This window comes from Plantactinospora sp. B24E8 (assembly GCF_039871735.1).
Classification (GTDB): domain Bacteria; phylum Actinomycetota; class Actinomycetes; order Mycobacteriales; family Micromonosporaceae; genus Plantactinospora.
Window position 1 is genome coordinate 34230 of sequence record NZ_JBDPMH010000034.1, and the last position, 15863, is coordinate 50092.

The window sequence follows — 15863 nt, forward strand, 5'->3', positions numbered from 1 at the left end:
GGGAGACGGGGGTGCGACGGTGATAGCGCTGAAGGTCTATCGCGCCCTCCCCAAGTCGTACCGGCTCAAGTTCATCCAGCTGCTCCCCCCGCAGCGGCAGCTCTGGCTGGTGCGGCGGCTGACCCGGATGGCACCCCGCCGGTCCCGGGTCCCGGTCGGCCAACTGCGTCGGGTCAAGGACCACGGCATCCCGGTCCGGGCCCTCGTCGCCGCCGAAGCCTCCCCGGCCGCCCTGTGGCGCCGCAACCTGGACGTGGTCACCCAGGCGCTGAACAGCGCCGGGATCGACAACTTCTACGTACGCCACCTCGACAACCTGCGCAGCTCGGTCGCCGTACCGCTCAGCCGGAAGGCCGAGGTGCTCCGGGTGCTCGGTCAGCTCGCCCGGGGCCAGGGCGTCGTGCTGCGCCACGTCAACAAGGCCGGCAGCCCGATCAACCCCAAGCGCGCCAAGATCGTGCAGCTCTTCCACGCGGTGACCGACCCCGGCGGCGGTACCGTCTACGGCCGCCAGTTCGCCTGTGAGGTCGAGTTCTGGCGCGCCGTGCCGGCCCAGGAGTCGACGCCGGTTCCGCAGATCATCGCGCCGCGCAACAACCAGGTCGCCCCGGCGCTGCCGGCCGCCGGCCAGACCGAGGCGGTTCCGGCCGCCGACCTCAACCACTTCGTGCCCTACCGCGACGTCAGCTACCGGACCCGCAGCGAGTACACGCCGGCCAGCTACGAGCAGGTGACGTTCCCGATCGACCTGGTCTACACCTGGGTCGACGGCAACGACACCGACTGGCAGCGACGCAAGAACCAGGCGCTGGGACACGGCGAAGGCGAGATCAACGAGATCGCGGCCAACATGTCCCGCTACATCAGCCGGGACGAGCTGCGCTACTCGCTGCGCTCGGTGCACGCGTACGCCCCCTGGGTTCGGCAGGTCTACCTGGTCACCGACGACCAGGTCCCGCCGTGGCTCGACACCGAGCACCCGATGGTCCGGGTGGTCCGGCACCGGGAGATCTTCGGCGACACCGGCCGGCTGCCGACCTTCAACTCGCACGCCATCGAGTCCCGGCTGCACCGCATCCCCGGGCTGAGCGAGCACTTCATCTACGTCAACGACGACATGTTCTTCGGCCGTCCGCTGCAGCCGGACACCTTCTTCCACGCCAACGGCATCTCGAAGTTCTTCCCCTCCCCCGCCCAGCTCGACGTCGGCCCGGCGACCATCCACGACGCCCCGGTCACCGCCGCCGGCAAGAACAACCGGCGACACATCCAGGAGCACTTCGGCCGGACCATCACGCAGAAGATGCGGCACGTGCCGTACCCGCTGCGCAAGAGCGTGCTGGAGGAGATCGAGCGCAACCTGACGGCGGAGGTGGCCGGCACCGCCACCCACCAGTTCCGGCACCCCGAGGACCTGTCGATCCCGTCGTCGCTGCAGCACTACTGGTCGTACTTCTCCGGCCGGGCGGTACCCGGACCGATCGAGTACACGTACGCCGACCTGGCGCACCCGTCCACCCCGGTGAAGCTGGCCCTGCTACTGGCCAACCGGCACAGCGACGTCTTCTGCCTCAACGACACCGAGTCGAGCGAGGTGCTCCTCTCCGAGCAGCACGCGATGCTGACCGACTTCCTGACCGCGTACTTCCCGTTCCCGGCGCCGTGCGAGCTGCCGGCCACGGCCGAGGCGCAGCGGGCCGGCATGACGTCGACCGCACGGGCGGAGGCGTTCCTGCCCCCGGCTCCCGCCGTCCCGGCGCCCCGGGGTGCCGAGGTGAACACGGACGCGCCGACCGGCCAACCCGAGCGGGTCGGATGAGTCAGCAGAACCGTCAGGCCTGGTCACCGCCCCGACTGCTCCAGCTCGCCTCCGGCGCCCGCCGGCGGGCCGACCAGGCCACCGACCAGCTCGTCCGGCGGATCAGCCGGCTGCGCTACGACCCGGTGGTCAACCTGCCGCGGGCGAGCGGGGACTTCCTCGGCGTACTCGACGGGCGGACCCTGCAGGTGCACGCGCTGCTGCCGGCCGGTACCGACCCGGCCGCCCGGGCCGAGCTGTTGCTCGTCCGGGGCCGGCACGTCCGCCGGTGCCCGGCGACGCCGCGGCCCCAGCCGGACGGCCGGCTCTCCGTGGAGGTGCTGGCCCGGCTCGGCGACGGGCCTGGTGAGATCTCGCTCGGCAAGGGCACCTGGTCACTCGCGGTCGCGGTCGTCGACCCAGACCAGTCCGAGCGCCGGTACGGCCTGCGGATCGCCGAACCGGCGGACCGGCCCGGGCCGACCGTGGCGGTACCGCCGCACCCGGTCAGCGGCTGGACGTACTGGCCGGGTCGGGGGGTGAAGGGCGTGGCCCAGCTGACCGTCACCGGACCGGCGGCCCAGGCCGAGGTCGTGGCGCTCGACCACAGCGGCGCCCAGGCACGGATCCGGGCCCGGCTGATCGGCGTACGGCGGCTGGAGGACCCGGCGATGGTCTTCTCGCCGCGCCGCGGCGGTGCGGACCACGTCGTGCCGATCGCACCGGTCGACGGCCGGTTCGAGGTGACCGTTCCGGTGGCCGACCTCGTCACCGCCGCCCCCGCACGTCCCGATGAGGAAGTCATCTGGGACGTCCGGGTCCGGGTGGCCCCAGCCCGGCTGGTCCGGATCGGACGTTTCCTGCACGACCTTCGGGAACCACGCTCAGTGCTGTTGACCAGTCGGGTCATCCTGCCCCTGGGCGGCGACGACTTCGCCAGCTACCGCCCCTATTACACGGCGAGCGGCGGTCTGGCGGTCGCCGTCCTCCGCTTCACGCGCTTCACCGGGATGCAGAGTTGAAGATCACATTCTTGTTGTTGACCGCCGACGCCATGGGCGGCACCGAACGCGCCATCCTCAGCCAGGCCGACCACCTCGCCCAGCGGCACACGGTGGAGGTGCTCAGCGTCTACCGCACCAGCAAGGAGTCGTTCTACCGGGCGGACGACCGGGTACGGGTCAGTTACCTGATCGACCAGACCGGGCCGACGCCCCGGCCGACCCGACCCTCGACGGTCTCCGACGCCGACTTCGACCGGCTCTTCCGCAGCGCCCCCCGGCTGATGCCGGCCTCCTGGGACGAGCACGCCAACCGGCTCTTCGAACTGGAACTCGAGCGTGCCCTGCGGGCGATCGACACCGACGTGCTGGTCACCTGCTCCCCGGCCCTGATGGCCCTGGCGACCAGCTACGCCCCGCCGTCCGTGATCACCGTGCACCAGGAGCACCGGCCGTCCCAGTTCCGGGGCCCGACCGGCCAGCCGCTCTTCGAGTACGTGCCCCGGCTCGACGCCCTGGTCCTGCTCACCGACCGGACCCGGGACTGGTTCGCCGACACCTTCGCCGCCGCCGTGCCACGGCTCGAGGTCATCCCGAACGGCATGGCGGAGGGCTTCCGGCCCCGGTCGACGCTGCAGAACCCGGTTGTCATGATGGCCGCCCGGATGCACCGGGAGAAGCAGGTCGACCACGCGATCCGGGCGTTCAGCAAGGTCGTCGCCACCCATCCGGAGTGGACGCTGCGGATCTTCGGTGACGGACCGTTGATCACCCCACACCGGCGACTCGCCGCCGACCTCGGCCTACACGACCAGGTCCAGTTCATGGGCCCCACGCCACGGATCGTCGAGGAGTGGTCGAAGGCGAGCATCGCCCTGCTCACCTCCCGGGACGGCGAGGCGCTGCCGCTGGTGCTACTGGAGGCGTTCGCCGCCGGTGTGCCCGCGGTGGCGTACGACATCGAGACCGGGCCGGGCGAGATCATCACCCACGGCCAGAACGGCTTTCTGGTCCCGGCCGAGGACGAGGACGGCGTCGCCGAGGCGCTGAGCACCCTGATCGCCGACGAGAAGCTGCGCCAGTCGTTCGGCGCCAACGCGTTGCAGGCCATCGAGGCGTACCGGCTCGAACCGGTCATGGAGCGCTGGGAGCGGCTCTACGCCGAACTGGTCGCCGGCCGCGACGGTCACGAGCAGAGCCGCGCCGACCGGGTCGCCATCTGGCTGAACCGCACCGGGGGCTCCGGCTTCGCGCCGGCGGCACCCCGCCCCGGCCAGGTCACCAGCGGCGCCGACGTGCCGACCATCGAGTCGCGGATCCAGCAGGCGATGCCGGGTCTGGTCAGGTCCGGTGGCCGGCTGGCGGTGGTCCGCGACGACGTGATGCCGGCCGACGCCGCGTACGCCAACTTCGTGGCCGTGGCCGACGTGCTCGAACGGCACGGCATCCCGTACTGGGCGGTGCCCGACCCGATCATCCGGCACCGGATCGCGGTCGCCGACGAGCACCGCCCGGCCGTCCTGGAGGCGCTCGCCGGGGCCTTCGCCAACACCCCGGTCTACGCCGAGACCCTGGCGCCGGGGGCGAAGGTGACCAGCGTGACCCTGGCCGCCTGCCTGACCTCGGAGCTGCGCGCCGGCACCGCCGCCGGGCTCCGGGTCTTCACGCCGACGGTCTCGACGTCGCGTACCCTGCGCTACGGTCCCGGGTACGGCTGCGACCTGGAGTTCTGGACCGAGTCGGCGGACGGCAAGGGGGTCGACCCGATCCGTCGTACCGTGCTCGGGCTGACCATCCCGAAGGGGGCGACGAACCCGGCGAGGCTGCGGATCCGGGACCGGGAGTACCCGACCATCGAGGGCTTCGCCCAGAACTTCGTCACCACGGTCGACTTCCCCATCGACGTCGTCTACACCTGGGTGGACGGCAACGACCCGAACTGGCTCGCCAAGAAGAACCAGCTGCTCGCCTCGCTCGGCCGTCCGCCGACCGAGGCGGCCAGCGGGCAGGCCCGGTTCCGCGACCGGGAGGAGCTGCGGTACTCGCTGCGCTCCATCGAGATGTACGCCCCCTGGGTCCGGAACATCTACCTGGTCACCGCCGACCAAACCCCGGCCTGGCTGGACACCGGCCACCCGCGGATCCACATCGTCGACCACCGGGACCTCTTCGGCGCCCGGGGGCTGCTGCCGACGTTCAACTCGCACGCGATCGAGTCGCAGCTGCACCACATCGACGGGCTGGCCGAACACTTCCTCTACTTCAACGACGACTTCTTCCTCGGTCGGCCGGTCGACCCGACGCTGTTCTTCCACGCCAACGGGGTGGCGCAGTTCTTCCTCTCGCCGACCCCGATCCCGATGGTCGACATCCAGCCGGACGACGACTTCAACTTCAGCGCGGCGAAGAACAACCGGCGGCTGATCCGCCAGCTGTCCGGCCGTACCCTGACCCAGGGGCTGCTGCACGCGCCGTACCCGATGCGGCGCAGTGTCGGCTACGACCTCGACCGGGAGTTCACCGACGAGGTCACCCGGACCGCCGCCAGCCAGCTCCGGTCGCACGCCGACGTCTCGATCGCCTCCTCGTTGCACCACTACTACGGCTACCTGACCGGCCGTTCGGTGCCGGGCCTGATCAAGGTGAGCTACGTCAACACCGGCGATCCGGTCGAGCACCCGAACCTCACCAAGATCCTGGTGACCCGGGAGAACGACGCGTTCTGCCTGAACGACACCCACCACGGCGCGCTCGACGCCGACACCCAGGGTCGGGTCGTCTCCGCCTTCCTGGAGAGCTACTTCCCGGTGGCGAGCCAGTTCGAGCGGGGCAGTACGCGCAACCTGACCCGCTGACCGCGGAATTCTGGGACGGGCCGTCCCCGCTGATCGTGGCGGGGGCGGCCCGTGTCACGCTCAGTGCATGATTCTGGAAGTTGCGTTGATCGACGTGGTCGCCGGCCAGGAGGAGGCGTTCGCCAAGGCGTACGCGGAGGGCCACCAGCTGCTGGCCACCACCCCCGGCTGCCGCTCGGTGCGGATGACCCGGGGTGTCGAGTCCCCGTCCCGGTTCGTGCTGCTGGTGGAGTGGGACTCGGTGGAGGCCCACCTGGAGAACTTCCGGGACAGTGACCGGTACCCGGCCTGGCGGGATCTGATCGGGCCGTACTTCGCGGCGGCGCCGGTGGTGGAGCACTTCACGGACGTGCCGGCACCGGCCTGATCAGCGGGCGGAACGGGTCCCCTGGGCCGGGATCCGTTCCAGCACCCCGCCGGCGAAGATCTCGTACAGCGGCAGGGTCTCCAGGTGGACATAGCCGATGTGGCAGTCACAGGCGGCGAGCGGACACGGCCGGGGCCGCAGCCCGGACCGGTACGAACCGTCGTAGAGGTTGCCGAGCACGGTCGGCACGAAGTGGCAGCGGCGTACCGTGCCGTCGCCCCGCACCGAGATTGCCGTGTCGCCGGTCCGGCAGTACGCCCCGGCCGAGGGGTGCGGCCGGACGCTGTAGCCGAAGTGCGGGTCGAGGGCGGTCCAGTCGGCCTCCTGCCCGGCGGTGTAGCGGTGTCCCTCGGCCGCGTTGACCCAGAGGTAGACCTCGGCGGGCAGCGCGGCCCGGACCGCCCGCGCCTCGGCCAGGTGCTCCGGCAGCCCGACGATCCCGACCGAGAACCGTACGCCGAGGTCGGCCAGCCGGTCACAGCGGCGCAGGAACGTCTCCCGGCGCACCTGGCCGGGGTGGTACGTGGCCCAGAGCGCCACCGTCCGTCGGTCGGCCTCGGCGAGCCAGTCGAGTCGGCAGGCCAGGTTGGTCTGGATCGCGACCCGGTCGAGGTGTGGCAGTCGGGAGAGCCGGACGAGCGCGTCCCGGTACCAGGAGCGGCTCAGTCCCTCGCCCCAGGGCGTGAACAGCACCGACAGCCGGTCGTTGTCGGGGTTGCGGGTCGCCCAGTCGACGAACCGGTCCAGGGCGGCCCGGTCGGCCCGCAGTTCGGCCCGGCTGTCCCGGCGCTTCGCGAACGGGCAGTACGGGCAGTCGTAGTTGCAGCTGGCCAGCGGTCCCCGGTAGAGCACGGAGAGGTTCATCGCCGCCTGTACTCTGTCATCGCCCGGCGGACCGGGGCGGAGACCAGCCACGGCCCGATCGCGTCGGAGCGTTCCAGGCCGGCGTCGGTGAGCACGATCCGGTCCGGGTCGAGACGCGCCCAGCCCCGGTCGGCCAGCGACCGCAGTTGCGGGAAGTCGTCGACGACCGGGGTACCGAACCGGTCGGCGTACGCCGCCGGGTCGATCCCGTCGGCCCGCAGCAGCGTCTGGAGCAGCCAGCGTCGGCGCTGCTCGGTCGGGTCGAGCCGGAAGCCGACCTCGGCGACGTCGAAGTCGTCGGCGGGGCGGCGCAGGTAGTCGTCGATGATGGTACGGACGTGCCGGATCCCGACCGCGTAGTCGAACGAGTAGTGCAGATCGGTGGTGTAGGAGCGGGCACCACAGCCGAGTCCGACCATGCCGTCGTCCTGGCAGTCGTAGTCCGGCCCGTCCTCCGACGCGCCGGCACGGCGGAAGTGCCGCAGCGACAGCTGGCGGTAGCCGGCGGCCCGCAGCGTGTCCCGGCCCTGCCGGTACAGCGCCAACCGCTGCGCGTCCCACTCCGGGTCCGCCGCCCCGGCACCGTCCACGGTGGACAGTCGCCGGTCGAGGCCGGTGAGCGGGCGGACGTAGAGCGGATAGAGGAAGATCTCCTCGGGCCGCCAGCGCAGCGCCGCGTCCAGGGATTCGGCCCAGGTCCGGGCCGTCTGCCCGGGTAAACCGTAGATCAGGTCGAGGTTCAGTTCGGGAATCCCGGCGGCCCGGATCGTCGCCAGGGCGGCTTCGACGTCGGTACGACGCTGCGGGCGGCCCGCCGCCCGGGCCTCGGTGTCGAGGAAGCTCTGCACGCCGATGCTGACCCGGGTGGTGCCCCGCTCGGCGAGCACGCCGATCCGGTCGGCGGTGGCGGTCGCCGGTGAGGTCTCCACCGAGGTCGGCACCGTGCCGGTCCGACCACCGAACCCGGCGAGCAGGTCGAATATCCCGGCGAGTTCCGCCGGCTCCAGGTAGGTCGGGGTGCCGCCGCCGACCGCGATCCGGGCGTAGTCGGCGGTGCCGATCGCGTCGCGGACCCGGTCGGCCTGCCGGGCCACCTGGCCGAGGTAGCCGCGGACCTGCGCGGCGGGCGGATGCGACCGGGTGAAGAGGTTGCAGAAGCCGCAGCGCAGCTCGCAGAACGGCACGTGCAGGTAGAGGAAGAGCGCGTCGCGGCGCTGCCCGGCCCAGACGTCACGCAACGCCGGACGCGGCCGCAGCCCGCCGGTACGCCGTCTTGTGCGGGTACGCGTACAGGTAGCCCTGGTACGGCGACCCGTCGAGCGGGTTCACCCGGGCTGCTCCGAGGAGGGCCAGTCGCCGGGCTTGCCCCAGTCACCGGGCTCCAGCACGAACTGCCCGTACGGGACCGTCCACACCACCTCGTGGCCGAGCCGGTGCCCGCTGTGCCCCTCCTCGCCGTACGCCGTCCCGTGGTCGGAGCAGATCAGCGTCAGACAGGGCCGCCCCCGGGAGCTGGCGAGGGCGAACAGCCGGCCGAGATGCCGGTCGACGTACTCCAGGGCCGCCGCGTGGCTCTCCCGGCTGTCCCGGTCGGCGCCGGCCAGGTAGTGCCGGTTCGGCTGGTGGATCGCGGCCACGTTGACGAACAGGAACAGCGGCTTCCCGTCGGGGACGGTCGGCAGCACGGCGCCGATCCGGTCGAGCTGCGCCTCGAGGCAGTGCGGTGCGGAGACCCCGAACTCCGGCTCCCAGTGGGCCTCGTCGAACAGCGCCGGCAGCACCCCGCCGAGCGGCGACCGCTGGTTGAAGAAGCCGACCCCGCCGACGCAGACCGTGTGGTAGCCGGCGGCGGCCAGGCCCCGGACCACGTCCGGCGCGTCGAAGGTCCAGGTCTGCTCCCCGGTCGTCTCGCTGCCCGGGAACGCCGCGGCGAAGAGCCGGGGGTGTGGGCCGGGCCCGGTCGGGGTGGGCAGGAAACCGGCGAAGAACGCCTGGTGGGCGGCGTAGGTGAAGCTGGCCGGGCTGTGCCGCCGCTCCCAGGTGCCGCCCGGCAACGCCCGCACCAGGTTCGGGGTACGTCCGGCGGCGGCCAGTTCGGCGGCCACGTCGTAGCGGAGCGTGTCGAGGGTGACGAACAGCAGGTCGTGGCTGCCGATCAGGTCCTTCACGCCGTCCTCCCCAAGGTCATACCGTCTCCTCGGTAGGTGTCGCTCATGCCGCTCGGGCCTCCCGTTCCGGCCCCGGGCGGGGCCGTTCGGGCCGCCCGTCGGCGGATGCCCGGCCGCCGGTCCGCAGCGCGTGCAGTTCGGCCGCGTAGCTGTCCCGCCCCGACTCGTCCAGCACCCCGGGTAGCAGGTCACCGAAGGCGTTCACCTCGGCGACCACGTGCCGTCGCCAGTCGGTGCCGACCAGCAGGTCGACCCCCGCGTGCTGGCTGCCGGGGAAGCAGGCGGCGGCCCGTACGCAGCTGTCCAGCGCCGCCTCGAACGCCGGCCGGCCCATCGCCGCCCGGACCGCGTCGAGGTCACCCCGGGCGTTGCCCAGGTGCAGGTTGGTCAACGGACCACGGCTCGCCCGGATAACGATGTGCCCGGGCTGCCCGGCGATCACGAGCACCCGCAGGTCGATGGTCCGGTCGACCAGTCCCGCCTTGGGGAACCACCGTTCGACGTGCAACCCGTCCGGGGCCAGTCGGTCCACGATGGACGCCACGTCCCGTTCGTCGGTGTAGTGGCGGATCCGCAGCGAGTTGAACAGCCGGCCGTCCGGCGCCAGCTCGACCGAGGTGGTGGCCAGGATCCGGCCCGGCGCGGTCTGCAGCGCCAGGACCCCGGAGGCGGACGAGCCGTGTGCCGGCTTCACGAAGACCCGCCTCCAGCCGGCGGCACGCATCATCGTCCGCAGCTGCGGGTAGTCGACCGGCGACCCGGGCAGGGCCGGCGGCACCGGCACCCCGGCGGCGTCGAGCCGGGCGTGACAGGCCCGCTTGTCGAACATGACGAGTATCTCGTCCGGCGGGTTGAGCAGGGTCGCCCCGGCGGTGTCGACCGCGTCGGCGAGTCGGCGCAGGGCGTCGCGGAAGCCGACGTACCACCGGTGCAGGCCGAGGATCTCGCCGTGTTCGCCCGTCCGGTCGGCGCCCCGCAGCAGCCGGTCGACCTCGCTGTCCTCGCCCGGCGAGTCGACCCGTACGGTGGCACCGGCGGGTACCCGTACCGGGCCGCTGGCGAGCTCTCGCCAGGGCAGCACCGAGACCGGCACCCCAGCGCGGTCCGCCGCGGTCCGGAACATGGTGACCCGTCGGTTCTCCGGGTTGCCGACGACCACCAGCGGCGCACGGCCAGTCATTCGACGATCATGCCAGCCACTCGCCGACCGCTACGTACCGGTCGTCCTCCGGCGCGTAGGAGAGCGGGAACACCGGCAGCCCGGCGAACTCGGTGACGTGTCGGGAGACCTCGGTGCTCACTCGGAGACCGCCACATACCGCGCACCCGGCCGGCTTTCGCGCTGCCGGTCGGCCAGATTGATCTCGACGTCGGGCAGCGCGGCGGTCAGCCGCCCCCGTGCCTCCGGCGACAGGTAGTGGTGGTGCAGGTCGAGTCGGCGCAGCCGGGTCAGCGGCTGACCGGCCAGCAGGGCGTCCGCCCCCGCGTCGCTCAGGGTGCCCAGCGACAGGTCGAGACTCTCGAGTTGACCCACCAGCGGCGCCTGCGCCACCGCCGCCGCCACCTGGTCGGCGTGCTCGGCGTCGCGCAGCCCCAGGTGCCGCAACGCCGGCAGCCGGTCGCCGGACAGGATCGGCGCCAGGTCCGCCACGCTGGTGTCGCCACCGTATTCGTCGGTGCCGAGCCACAGTTCCAGGTGGGTCAGCGCCGGCAGGTCGCACTCCGCCACCGCTCGGGCGACGGACCCGGGCAGGCCGCCGGTCTCGATCGCGAGTTCGCGAAGTGCCGAGTGCCGGACCGGGGTCAGCCGCTCGGTCGCGCCCCGGATCCGGAGGACCTCCAGATCCGGGTACGCGGTCAGCAGCGGCGCCGGGTCGGCCTGGACGATCCAGGAGATCTCGCACTGCTCGTAGGTCATCTCGCCGACGAAGAGCGCGCGTAATCCGCGGAGCCGGGGGGCGAGCCCGACCAGCAGGTCGACCGGGGCCGGCCGTACGGCGCTGTCGCCCCAGTCCCCGATCAGCAGTACCCGGACCTGCACCGGAGTGACGGTGTCCAGGAACGCCTCGGTCAGCGCGACAAACCGGTCCTCGGCCAGCCCCGGCCCCTGAAGGTCGAGCCGCCAGGCCACCGTCCCGGTCGCTTCCTCCGGCACCCACTCCTGCGGGTCGAAGGTGACCACCGGCAGACCCGCCAACTCGGTGAGGTGGGTATTGATCGTCATCGTCTCGGCTCCTGAACGAGGGGCGGCAGAACGTTAGCAAGCCGTACCGACATTCGGTCGGGCAGGCCCATATCGACCGATGTGGACGGACACCACCGACGGGCCGGGCCGGCCTGGTCGGCCGGTGAACGCCACGCCGGTGTCCGGGAATGTGTTGGCGCGGGGCGGCCTGATCGAGTTCACTTCCGGAATGACGGAACGGGTCGCCCTGATCACCGGGGTCAGCCGACGGATCGGCATCGGTGCCGCGGTCGCCCGGCGGTTCGCCGCCGCCGGCTACCGACTCCAGCTCAGCGGGTTACCGGGGTACGACGACGCCCAGCCGTACGGCGGCGACCCGGACGGTGTCCCGGCGCTGCTCGCCGAACTCACCGCCTGCACCGGCGACCCCGACCGGGTCCGCTACCAGGCCGTCGACCTGGGTCTGCCCGACGCGCCGGCCGAACTGGTCGCCGCGGCGGTACGCGGGCACGGCCGGCTCGACGTGGTCGTCGCGGTGCACGCGTACTCGACCCGCACCCCGCTCGGCGGGCTGGACGCGGCCGAGATCGACCGGCACCTGGTGGTCAACGTCCGGGCCACCCTGCTGCTGGCCGAGGCGTTCGCGGCGGCGTTCCGGGCCGACTCCGGCGGTCGGCTGGTGCTCTTCTCCAGCGGCCAACGGCTCGGTCCGATGCCCGGTGAGCTGGCGTACGCGGCCAGCAAGGCCGGGGTGGAGAACCTCACCCGCCAGTTGAGCCCGCTGCTGATGCCGAGGGGCATCACGGTGAACTGCGTCAACCCGGGACCGACCGACACCGGCTATCTGACGGCACCGGACCGGGACGTGGTGGCCCGGTTGTTCCCGGGCGGCGAGTGGGGCCGACCGGACGACGCCGCCCGACTGGTGGAATGGCTCTGCTCGCCGGACGGCGGGTGGATCAGCGGCCAGGTGATCGACTCCGAGGGCGGTTTCAACCGGTACGTCTGACCCGCCCTCGGCGCCCTGCCCGCTACTTCACCCCGGCGGCGTCCATGCCGCGCAGTTCCTTCTTCAGCTCGGCGACCTCGTCGCGGATCCGGGCCGCCAGTTCGAACTGCAGCTCCCGGGCTGCGGCAAGCATCTGGTCGCTCAACTCCTGGATCAGTTGGGCCAGCTCGGCGCGGGCCATCCCCTCCCGGGCCGGCCCGGTCGTGGCCCGGCCCCGGCTGCGGGTCTCCGGCACCGGCGCCTTGCCCCGGGACATCTGCCGGACCGCACCGCCGACCCGGGTGGTGGCCCCCTCGGTGTCCTCCGCCTCGCGGTAGATGTCGTCCAGAATGTCGTGGATCTTCTTCCGGAGCGGTTCGGGCCTGATCCCGTTCGCCTCGTTGTGCGCCACCTGCTTGGCCCGCCGGCGGTTGGTCTCCTCGATCGCCTCCGCCATCGACGGGGTCATCTTGTCGGCGTACATGTGGACCTGGCCGGAGACGTTCCGGGCGGCCCGGCCGATGGTCTGGATCAGGGAGCGGCCGCTGCGCAGGAAACCCTCCTTGTCGGCGTCGAGGATCGCGACCAGGGACACCTCGGGCAGGTCCAGGCCCTCCCGGAGCAGGTTGATCCCGACCAGGACGTCGTAGTCGCCCTTGCGCAGCTCGCGCAGCAGCTCGACCCGGCGCAGGGTGTCGACCTCGGAGTGCAGGTAGCGGACCCGGATGCCGTGCTCGAGCAGGTAGTCGGAGAGGTCCTCGGCCATCTTCTTGGTCAGCGTGGTGACCAGGATCCGCTCGTCCCGTTCGGTACGCAGCTTGATCTCGTGCATCAGGTCGTCGATCTGGCCTTTGGTCGGCTTGACCACCACCTCGGGGTCGACCAGGCCGGTCGGCCGGATCACCTGCTCGACCACCTCACCCTGGGCCTGCTCCAGCTCCCAGGGGCCGGGGGTGGCGGAGAGGTAGACCATCTGCCCGACCCGCTCCAGGAACTCGTCGAAGCGCAGCGGCCGGTTGTCGGCCGCGCTGGGCAGCCGGAAGCCGTGCTCGATCAGCATCCGCTTACGGGAGGCGTCACCCTCGTACATGCCGCCGATCTGCGGGATCGTCACGTGCGACTCGTCGATGACGGTGAGGAAGTCGTCGGGAAAGTAGTCCAGCAGACAGTGCGGCGGGCTGCCCGGCAGCCGGCCGTCGATGTGCATCGAGTAGTTCTCGATGCCGGAACAGAAGCCGACCTGGCGCATCATCTCCACGTCGTACGTGGTCCGCATCCGCAGCCGCTGCGCCTCCAGGAGCTTGTTCTGCCGCTCCAGCTCGGCGAGCCGCTCGGTCAGCTCGGCCTCGATGCCGGCGATCGCCCGTTCCATCCGCTCCGGACCGGCGGCGTAGTGCGTGGCCGGAAAGATCAGGAAGTGGTCGACCTCCCGGACCACGTCCCCGGTCAGCGGGTGCAGGTAGTAGAGCTTCTCGACCTCGTCACCGAAGAACTCGATCCGGAGCGCGAGTTCCTCGTACGCCGGGATGATCTCCAGGGTGTCGCCGCGGACCCGGAAGGTGCCCCGGTTGAAGGCCATGTCGTTGCGGGTGTACTGGATGTCGACGAGCCGGCGGAGCAGCTTGTCCCGCTCGACCTCCTGGCCGACGGTGATCCGGACCGCCCGGTCGAGGTACTCGTCCGGGGTGCCCAGGCCGTAGATCGCCGAGACGGTGGCGACCACCACCACGTCCCGCCGGGTCAGCAGCGACATCGTCGCCGAGTGCCGCAGCCGCTCGACCTCCTCGTTGATCGAGGAGTCCTTCTCGATGTAGGTGTCGGTCTGCGGGATGTACGCCTCGGGCTGGTAGTAGTCGTAGTAGGAGACGAAGTACTCGACCGCGTTGTGCGGCATCAGCTCGCTGAACTCCTTGGCGAGCTGGGCGGCGAGGGTCTTGTTGGGGGCCAGCACCAGGGTGGGCCGCTGCAGCCGCTCGATCAGCCAGGCGGAGGTGGCACTCTTACCGGTGCCGGTCGCGCCGAGCAGCACGGAGTGCCGTTCACCGCGCCGGACCCGCCGCTCGAGCTCGGCGATCGCCGTCGGCTGGTCACCGGAGGGTTGGAACTCGCTGACCACCTCGAAGCGGCCGTCAAGTCGGGGAATGTCGAGCGCCATGGCCTCAACCGTACGCCGCCGGTCCGACAAACCGCCGGGGCAACGGTCGGTACACGATCGGCTTCGATATGGTCATTGTGTGTCATAGGGCACCGCGCTACCGTTCTAGGGTAGGCCGCTCGCGGCGGCCGACCGGGTCTGCGACAGCCGCCACACCGGCCGTCGCACCCGGGAGAGCGGTTGCAGCCCCGGCGCGAGCCGGCGAGCGCACCAGCCCGGCCGCCGCGAGCGCCCCTTCGCCACAGTCCTCGGCAGCGGTGACCTGACGTCAACAGCCTGGTCAGGGCCGCCAGCCTGTCGCCGCAGCCCACGCCTCGGCCTCCCGATGTTCCCGGTCGAACCACGGCTGCCTGCCGACCGCGTACGCCTCGGAGTCCCGGCCGGCCGCCGCCAGCCGCCGCTTGACCGCCAGGTAGTCGTCCCGGCGTGCCGGATCCGCCCGCAGGTGGTCCCGGACCAGCAGGGCGTACCGCCAGGCGGGCGAGCCGACCACCCGGACGTGCAGATCGACCGGCCGGCCCGGGTCGGCGCTGCCGTGCAGCCGCTTCTCCCACCGCTCGGCGTCGGTCGGGAAACGCGGGTTGTCCCACCACTGACCGGGACAGCGCGGAAAGCCGGCGTCGGCGAGCCGGTCCGCCAGTCCGTCCGCCTCGGCGAGCGAGTCGACCCCCAGCTGTACGTCGATGACGTCCCTCGCCGCCAGTCCGGGAACCGCGGTCGACCCGACGTGGTCGACCCGTACCTCGGCCGGCCGTAGTGCGTGCCGGATCCGGGCGGCCAGCCGCTCGTACCCGGCCGCCCAGCCGGGATCGGGCTCGACGATCCGGAGCTGGTCGGACCGGACCACCTGACGCTCCCGGACGTTGCGCTCGTACGGCAGCAGCCGCTCCCGCCACAGCGTGTCGATCGCGGCGTGCAGGGCGTCCAGGTCACCGTTGTTGTCCAGCAGCACGTCGGCGGCGGCCTCCCGCCGGGCGTCCCCGGCCTGGGCACGGATCCGCTGCTCCGCCTGCTCGACGGTCATGCCCCGGTGGCGGACCAGTCGGTCGATCCGGGTCCGTTCCGCCGCCCGGACCACCAGCACCAGGTGGTACGTCGGCGCCAGGCCCACCTCGACCAGCAGCGGTACGTCGTTGACCACGATCGCGTCCGGTGCCGCCCCGGCGGCCAGTTGCGCGGTCCGGGCCCGGACCCGGGGGTGGATGATCTGCTCCAGCCGGGCCCGGGCCGAGGCGTCACCGAAGACGATCTGGCCGAGTGCCGGCCGGTCCAGGCTGCCGTCGGGCCGGCACACCTCCGGCCCGAACGCGGCGACGACGGCGCGGAGCCCGTCGGTGCCGGGTGCGACGACCTCGCGGGCGAGCCGGTCCGAGTCGATCACCACGGCGCCGAGGGCGGCCAGTCGGGTCGCGACGACGCTCTTTCCGGCTCCGATGCCACCGGTGAGTCCGATCATCAGCACCGGTCCAGTCAACCAAACGG

12 protein-coding genes are annotated in these 15863 nt (G+C 71.9%); 5 read left to right on the top strand and 7 right to left on the bottom strand.

Annotated elements, in window-relative coordinates; all coding sequences use genetic code 11:
* Positions 1 to 19: 19 nt before the first annotated feature.
* The 4 genes from ABGB21_RS30520 (at position 20) to ABGB21_RS30535 (ending at position 6021) form a co-directional block, all read left to right on the top strand.
* Positions 20 to 1819 (top strand): stealth family protein, encoded by a 1800-nt coding sequence (locus ABGB21_RS30520; RefSeq protein WP_347680677.1) that lies wholly within the window; start codon positions 20 to 22, stop codon positions 1817 to 1819.
* A complete protein-coding gene (locus ABGB21_RS30525) occupies positions 1816 to 2820 on the top strand; it encodes a hypothetical protein (RefSeq protein WP_347680678.1) in 1005 nt (334 codons plus the stop codon). Before ABGB21_RS30520 ends, ABGB21_RS30525 begins: the two co-directional genes overlap by 4 nt.
* A complete protein-coding gene (locus tag ABGB21_RS30530) occupies positions 2817 to 5654 on the top strand; it encodes a stealth conserved region 3 domain-containing protein (RefSeq protein WP_347680679.1) in 2838 nt (945 codons plus the stop codon). The genes ABGB21_RS30525 and ABGB21_RS30530 overlap by 4 nt, the downstream gene beginning before the upstream one ends.
* A gap of 67 nt (positions 5655 to 5721) precedes the next feature.
* Positions 5722 to 6021, top strand: coding sequence for an antibiotic biosynthesis monooxygenase family protein (locus ABGB21_RS30535; protein WP_347652433.1), 300 nt, complete (start codon positions 5722 to 5724; stop codon positions 6019 to 6021).
* Here the strand turns inward: ABGB21_RS30535 and ABGB21_RS30540 are convergent, their stop codons facing one another.
* From ABGB21_RS30540 to ABGB21_RS30560, 5 genes are all read right to left on the bottom strand, one after another.
* Positions 6022 to 6885: an STM4011 family radical SAM protein gene (locus tag ABGB21_RS30540; protein ID WP_347680680.1), complete on the bottom strand. Its 864-nt coding sequence runs from the start codon at positions 6883 to 6885 to the stop codon at positions 6022 to 6024.
* Positions 6882 to 8123, bottom strand: coding sequence for an STM4012 family radical SAM protein (locus ABGB21_RS30545; protein WP_347680681.1), 1242 nt, complete (start codon positions 8121 to 8123; stop codon positions 6882 to 6884). The genes ABGB21_RS30540 and ABGB21_RS30545 overlap by 4 nt, the downstream gene beginning before the upstream one ends.
* Positions 8124 to 8210: 87 nt before the next feature.
* Entirely contained in the window at positions 8211 to 9053 is an 843-nt protein-coding gene (locus ABGB21_RS30550; RefSeq protein WP_347652435.1) for an STM4013/SEN3800 family hydrolase, read from the bottom strand.
* Between the two features lie 43 nt (positions 9054 to 9096).
* Positions 9097 to 10233, bottom strand: a complete 1137-nt coding sequence (locus tag ABGB21_RS30555) for an STM4014 family protein (RefSeq protein ID WP_347680682.1) — start codon at positions 10231 to 10233, stop codon at positions 9097 to 9099.
* Positions 10234 to 10350: 117 nt separating this feature from the next.
* The gene (locus ABGB21_RS30560) at positions 10351 to 11277 is read right to left on the bottom strand and encodes an STM4015 family protein (RefSeq protein WP_347652437.1); all 927 of its coding nucleotides are present in this window, start codon (positions 11275 to 11277) and stop codon (positions 10351 to 10353) included.
* Positions 11278 to 11467: 190 nt separating this feature from the next.
* On the opposite strand from ABGB21_RS30560, the gene ABGB21_RS30565 reads away from it, so the two are divergent.
* Positions 11468 to 12247 (top strand): SDR family oxidoreductase, encoded by a 780-nt coding sequence (locus ABGB21_RS30565; protein ID WP_347680683.1) that lies wholly within the window; start codon positions 11468 to 11470, stop codon positions 12245 to 12247.
* A gap of 22 nt (positions 12248 to 12269) precedes the next feature.
* Here ABGB21_RS30565 and uvrB read toward each other — a convergent pair whose 3' ends face one another.
* Together uvrB and coaE are read right to left on the bottom strand one after the other, a co-directional pair.
* Positions 12270 to 14381: an excinuclease ABC subunit UvrB gene (uvrB, locus tag ABGB21_RS30570; RefSeq protein ID WP_347652439.1), complete on the bottom strand. Its 2112-nt coding sequence runs from the start codon at positions 14379 to 14381 to the stop codon at positions 12270 to 12272.
* A 280-nt stretch (positions 14382 to 14661) separates the two neighbouring features.
* Entirely contained in the window at positions 14662 to 15843 is a 1182-nt protein-coding gene (coaE, locus tag ABGB21_RS30575) for a dephospho-CoA kinase (protein ID WP_347680684.1), read from the bottom strand.
* Positions 15844 to 15863 lie beyond the last annotated feature (20 nt).

Excerpts from the sequence above, each read along its gene's own strand:
- ABGB21_RS30525 (WP_347680678.1), top strand. The coding sequence starts at position 1,816 with ATGAGTCAGCAGAACCGTCAGGCCTGGTCACCGCCCCGACTGCTCCAG.
- ABGB21_RS30565 (WP_347680683.1), top strand. The coding sequence starts at position 11,468 with ATGACGGAACGGGTCGCCCTGATCACCGGGGTCAGCCGACGGATCGGC.
- ABGB21_RS30535 (WP_347652433.1), top strand. The coding sequence starts at position 5,722 with ATGATTCTGGAAGTTGCGTTGATCGACGTGGTCGCCGGCCAGGAGGAG.
- ABGB21_RS30555 (WP_347680682.1), bottom strand. The coding sequence starts at position 10,233 with ATGACTGGCCGTGCGCCGCTGGTGGTCGTCGGCAACCCGGAGAACCGA.
- uvrB (WP_347652439.1), bottom strand. The coding sequence starts at position 14,381 with ATGGCGCTCGACATTCCCCGACTTGACGGCCGCTTCGAGGTGGTCAGC.
- ABGB21_RS30540 (WP_347680680.1), bottom strand. The coding sequence starts at position 6,885 with ATGAACCTCTCCGTGCTCTACCGGGGACCGCTGGCCAGCTGCAACTAC.
- ABGB21_RS30560 (WP_347652437.1), bottom strand. The coding sequence starts at position 11,277 with ATGACGATCAATACCCACCTCACCGAGTTGGCGGGTCTGCCGGTGGTC.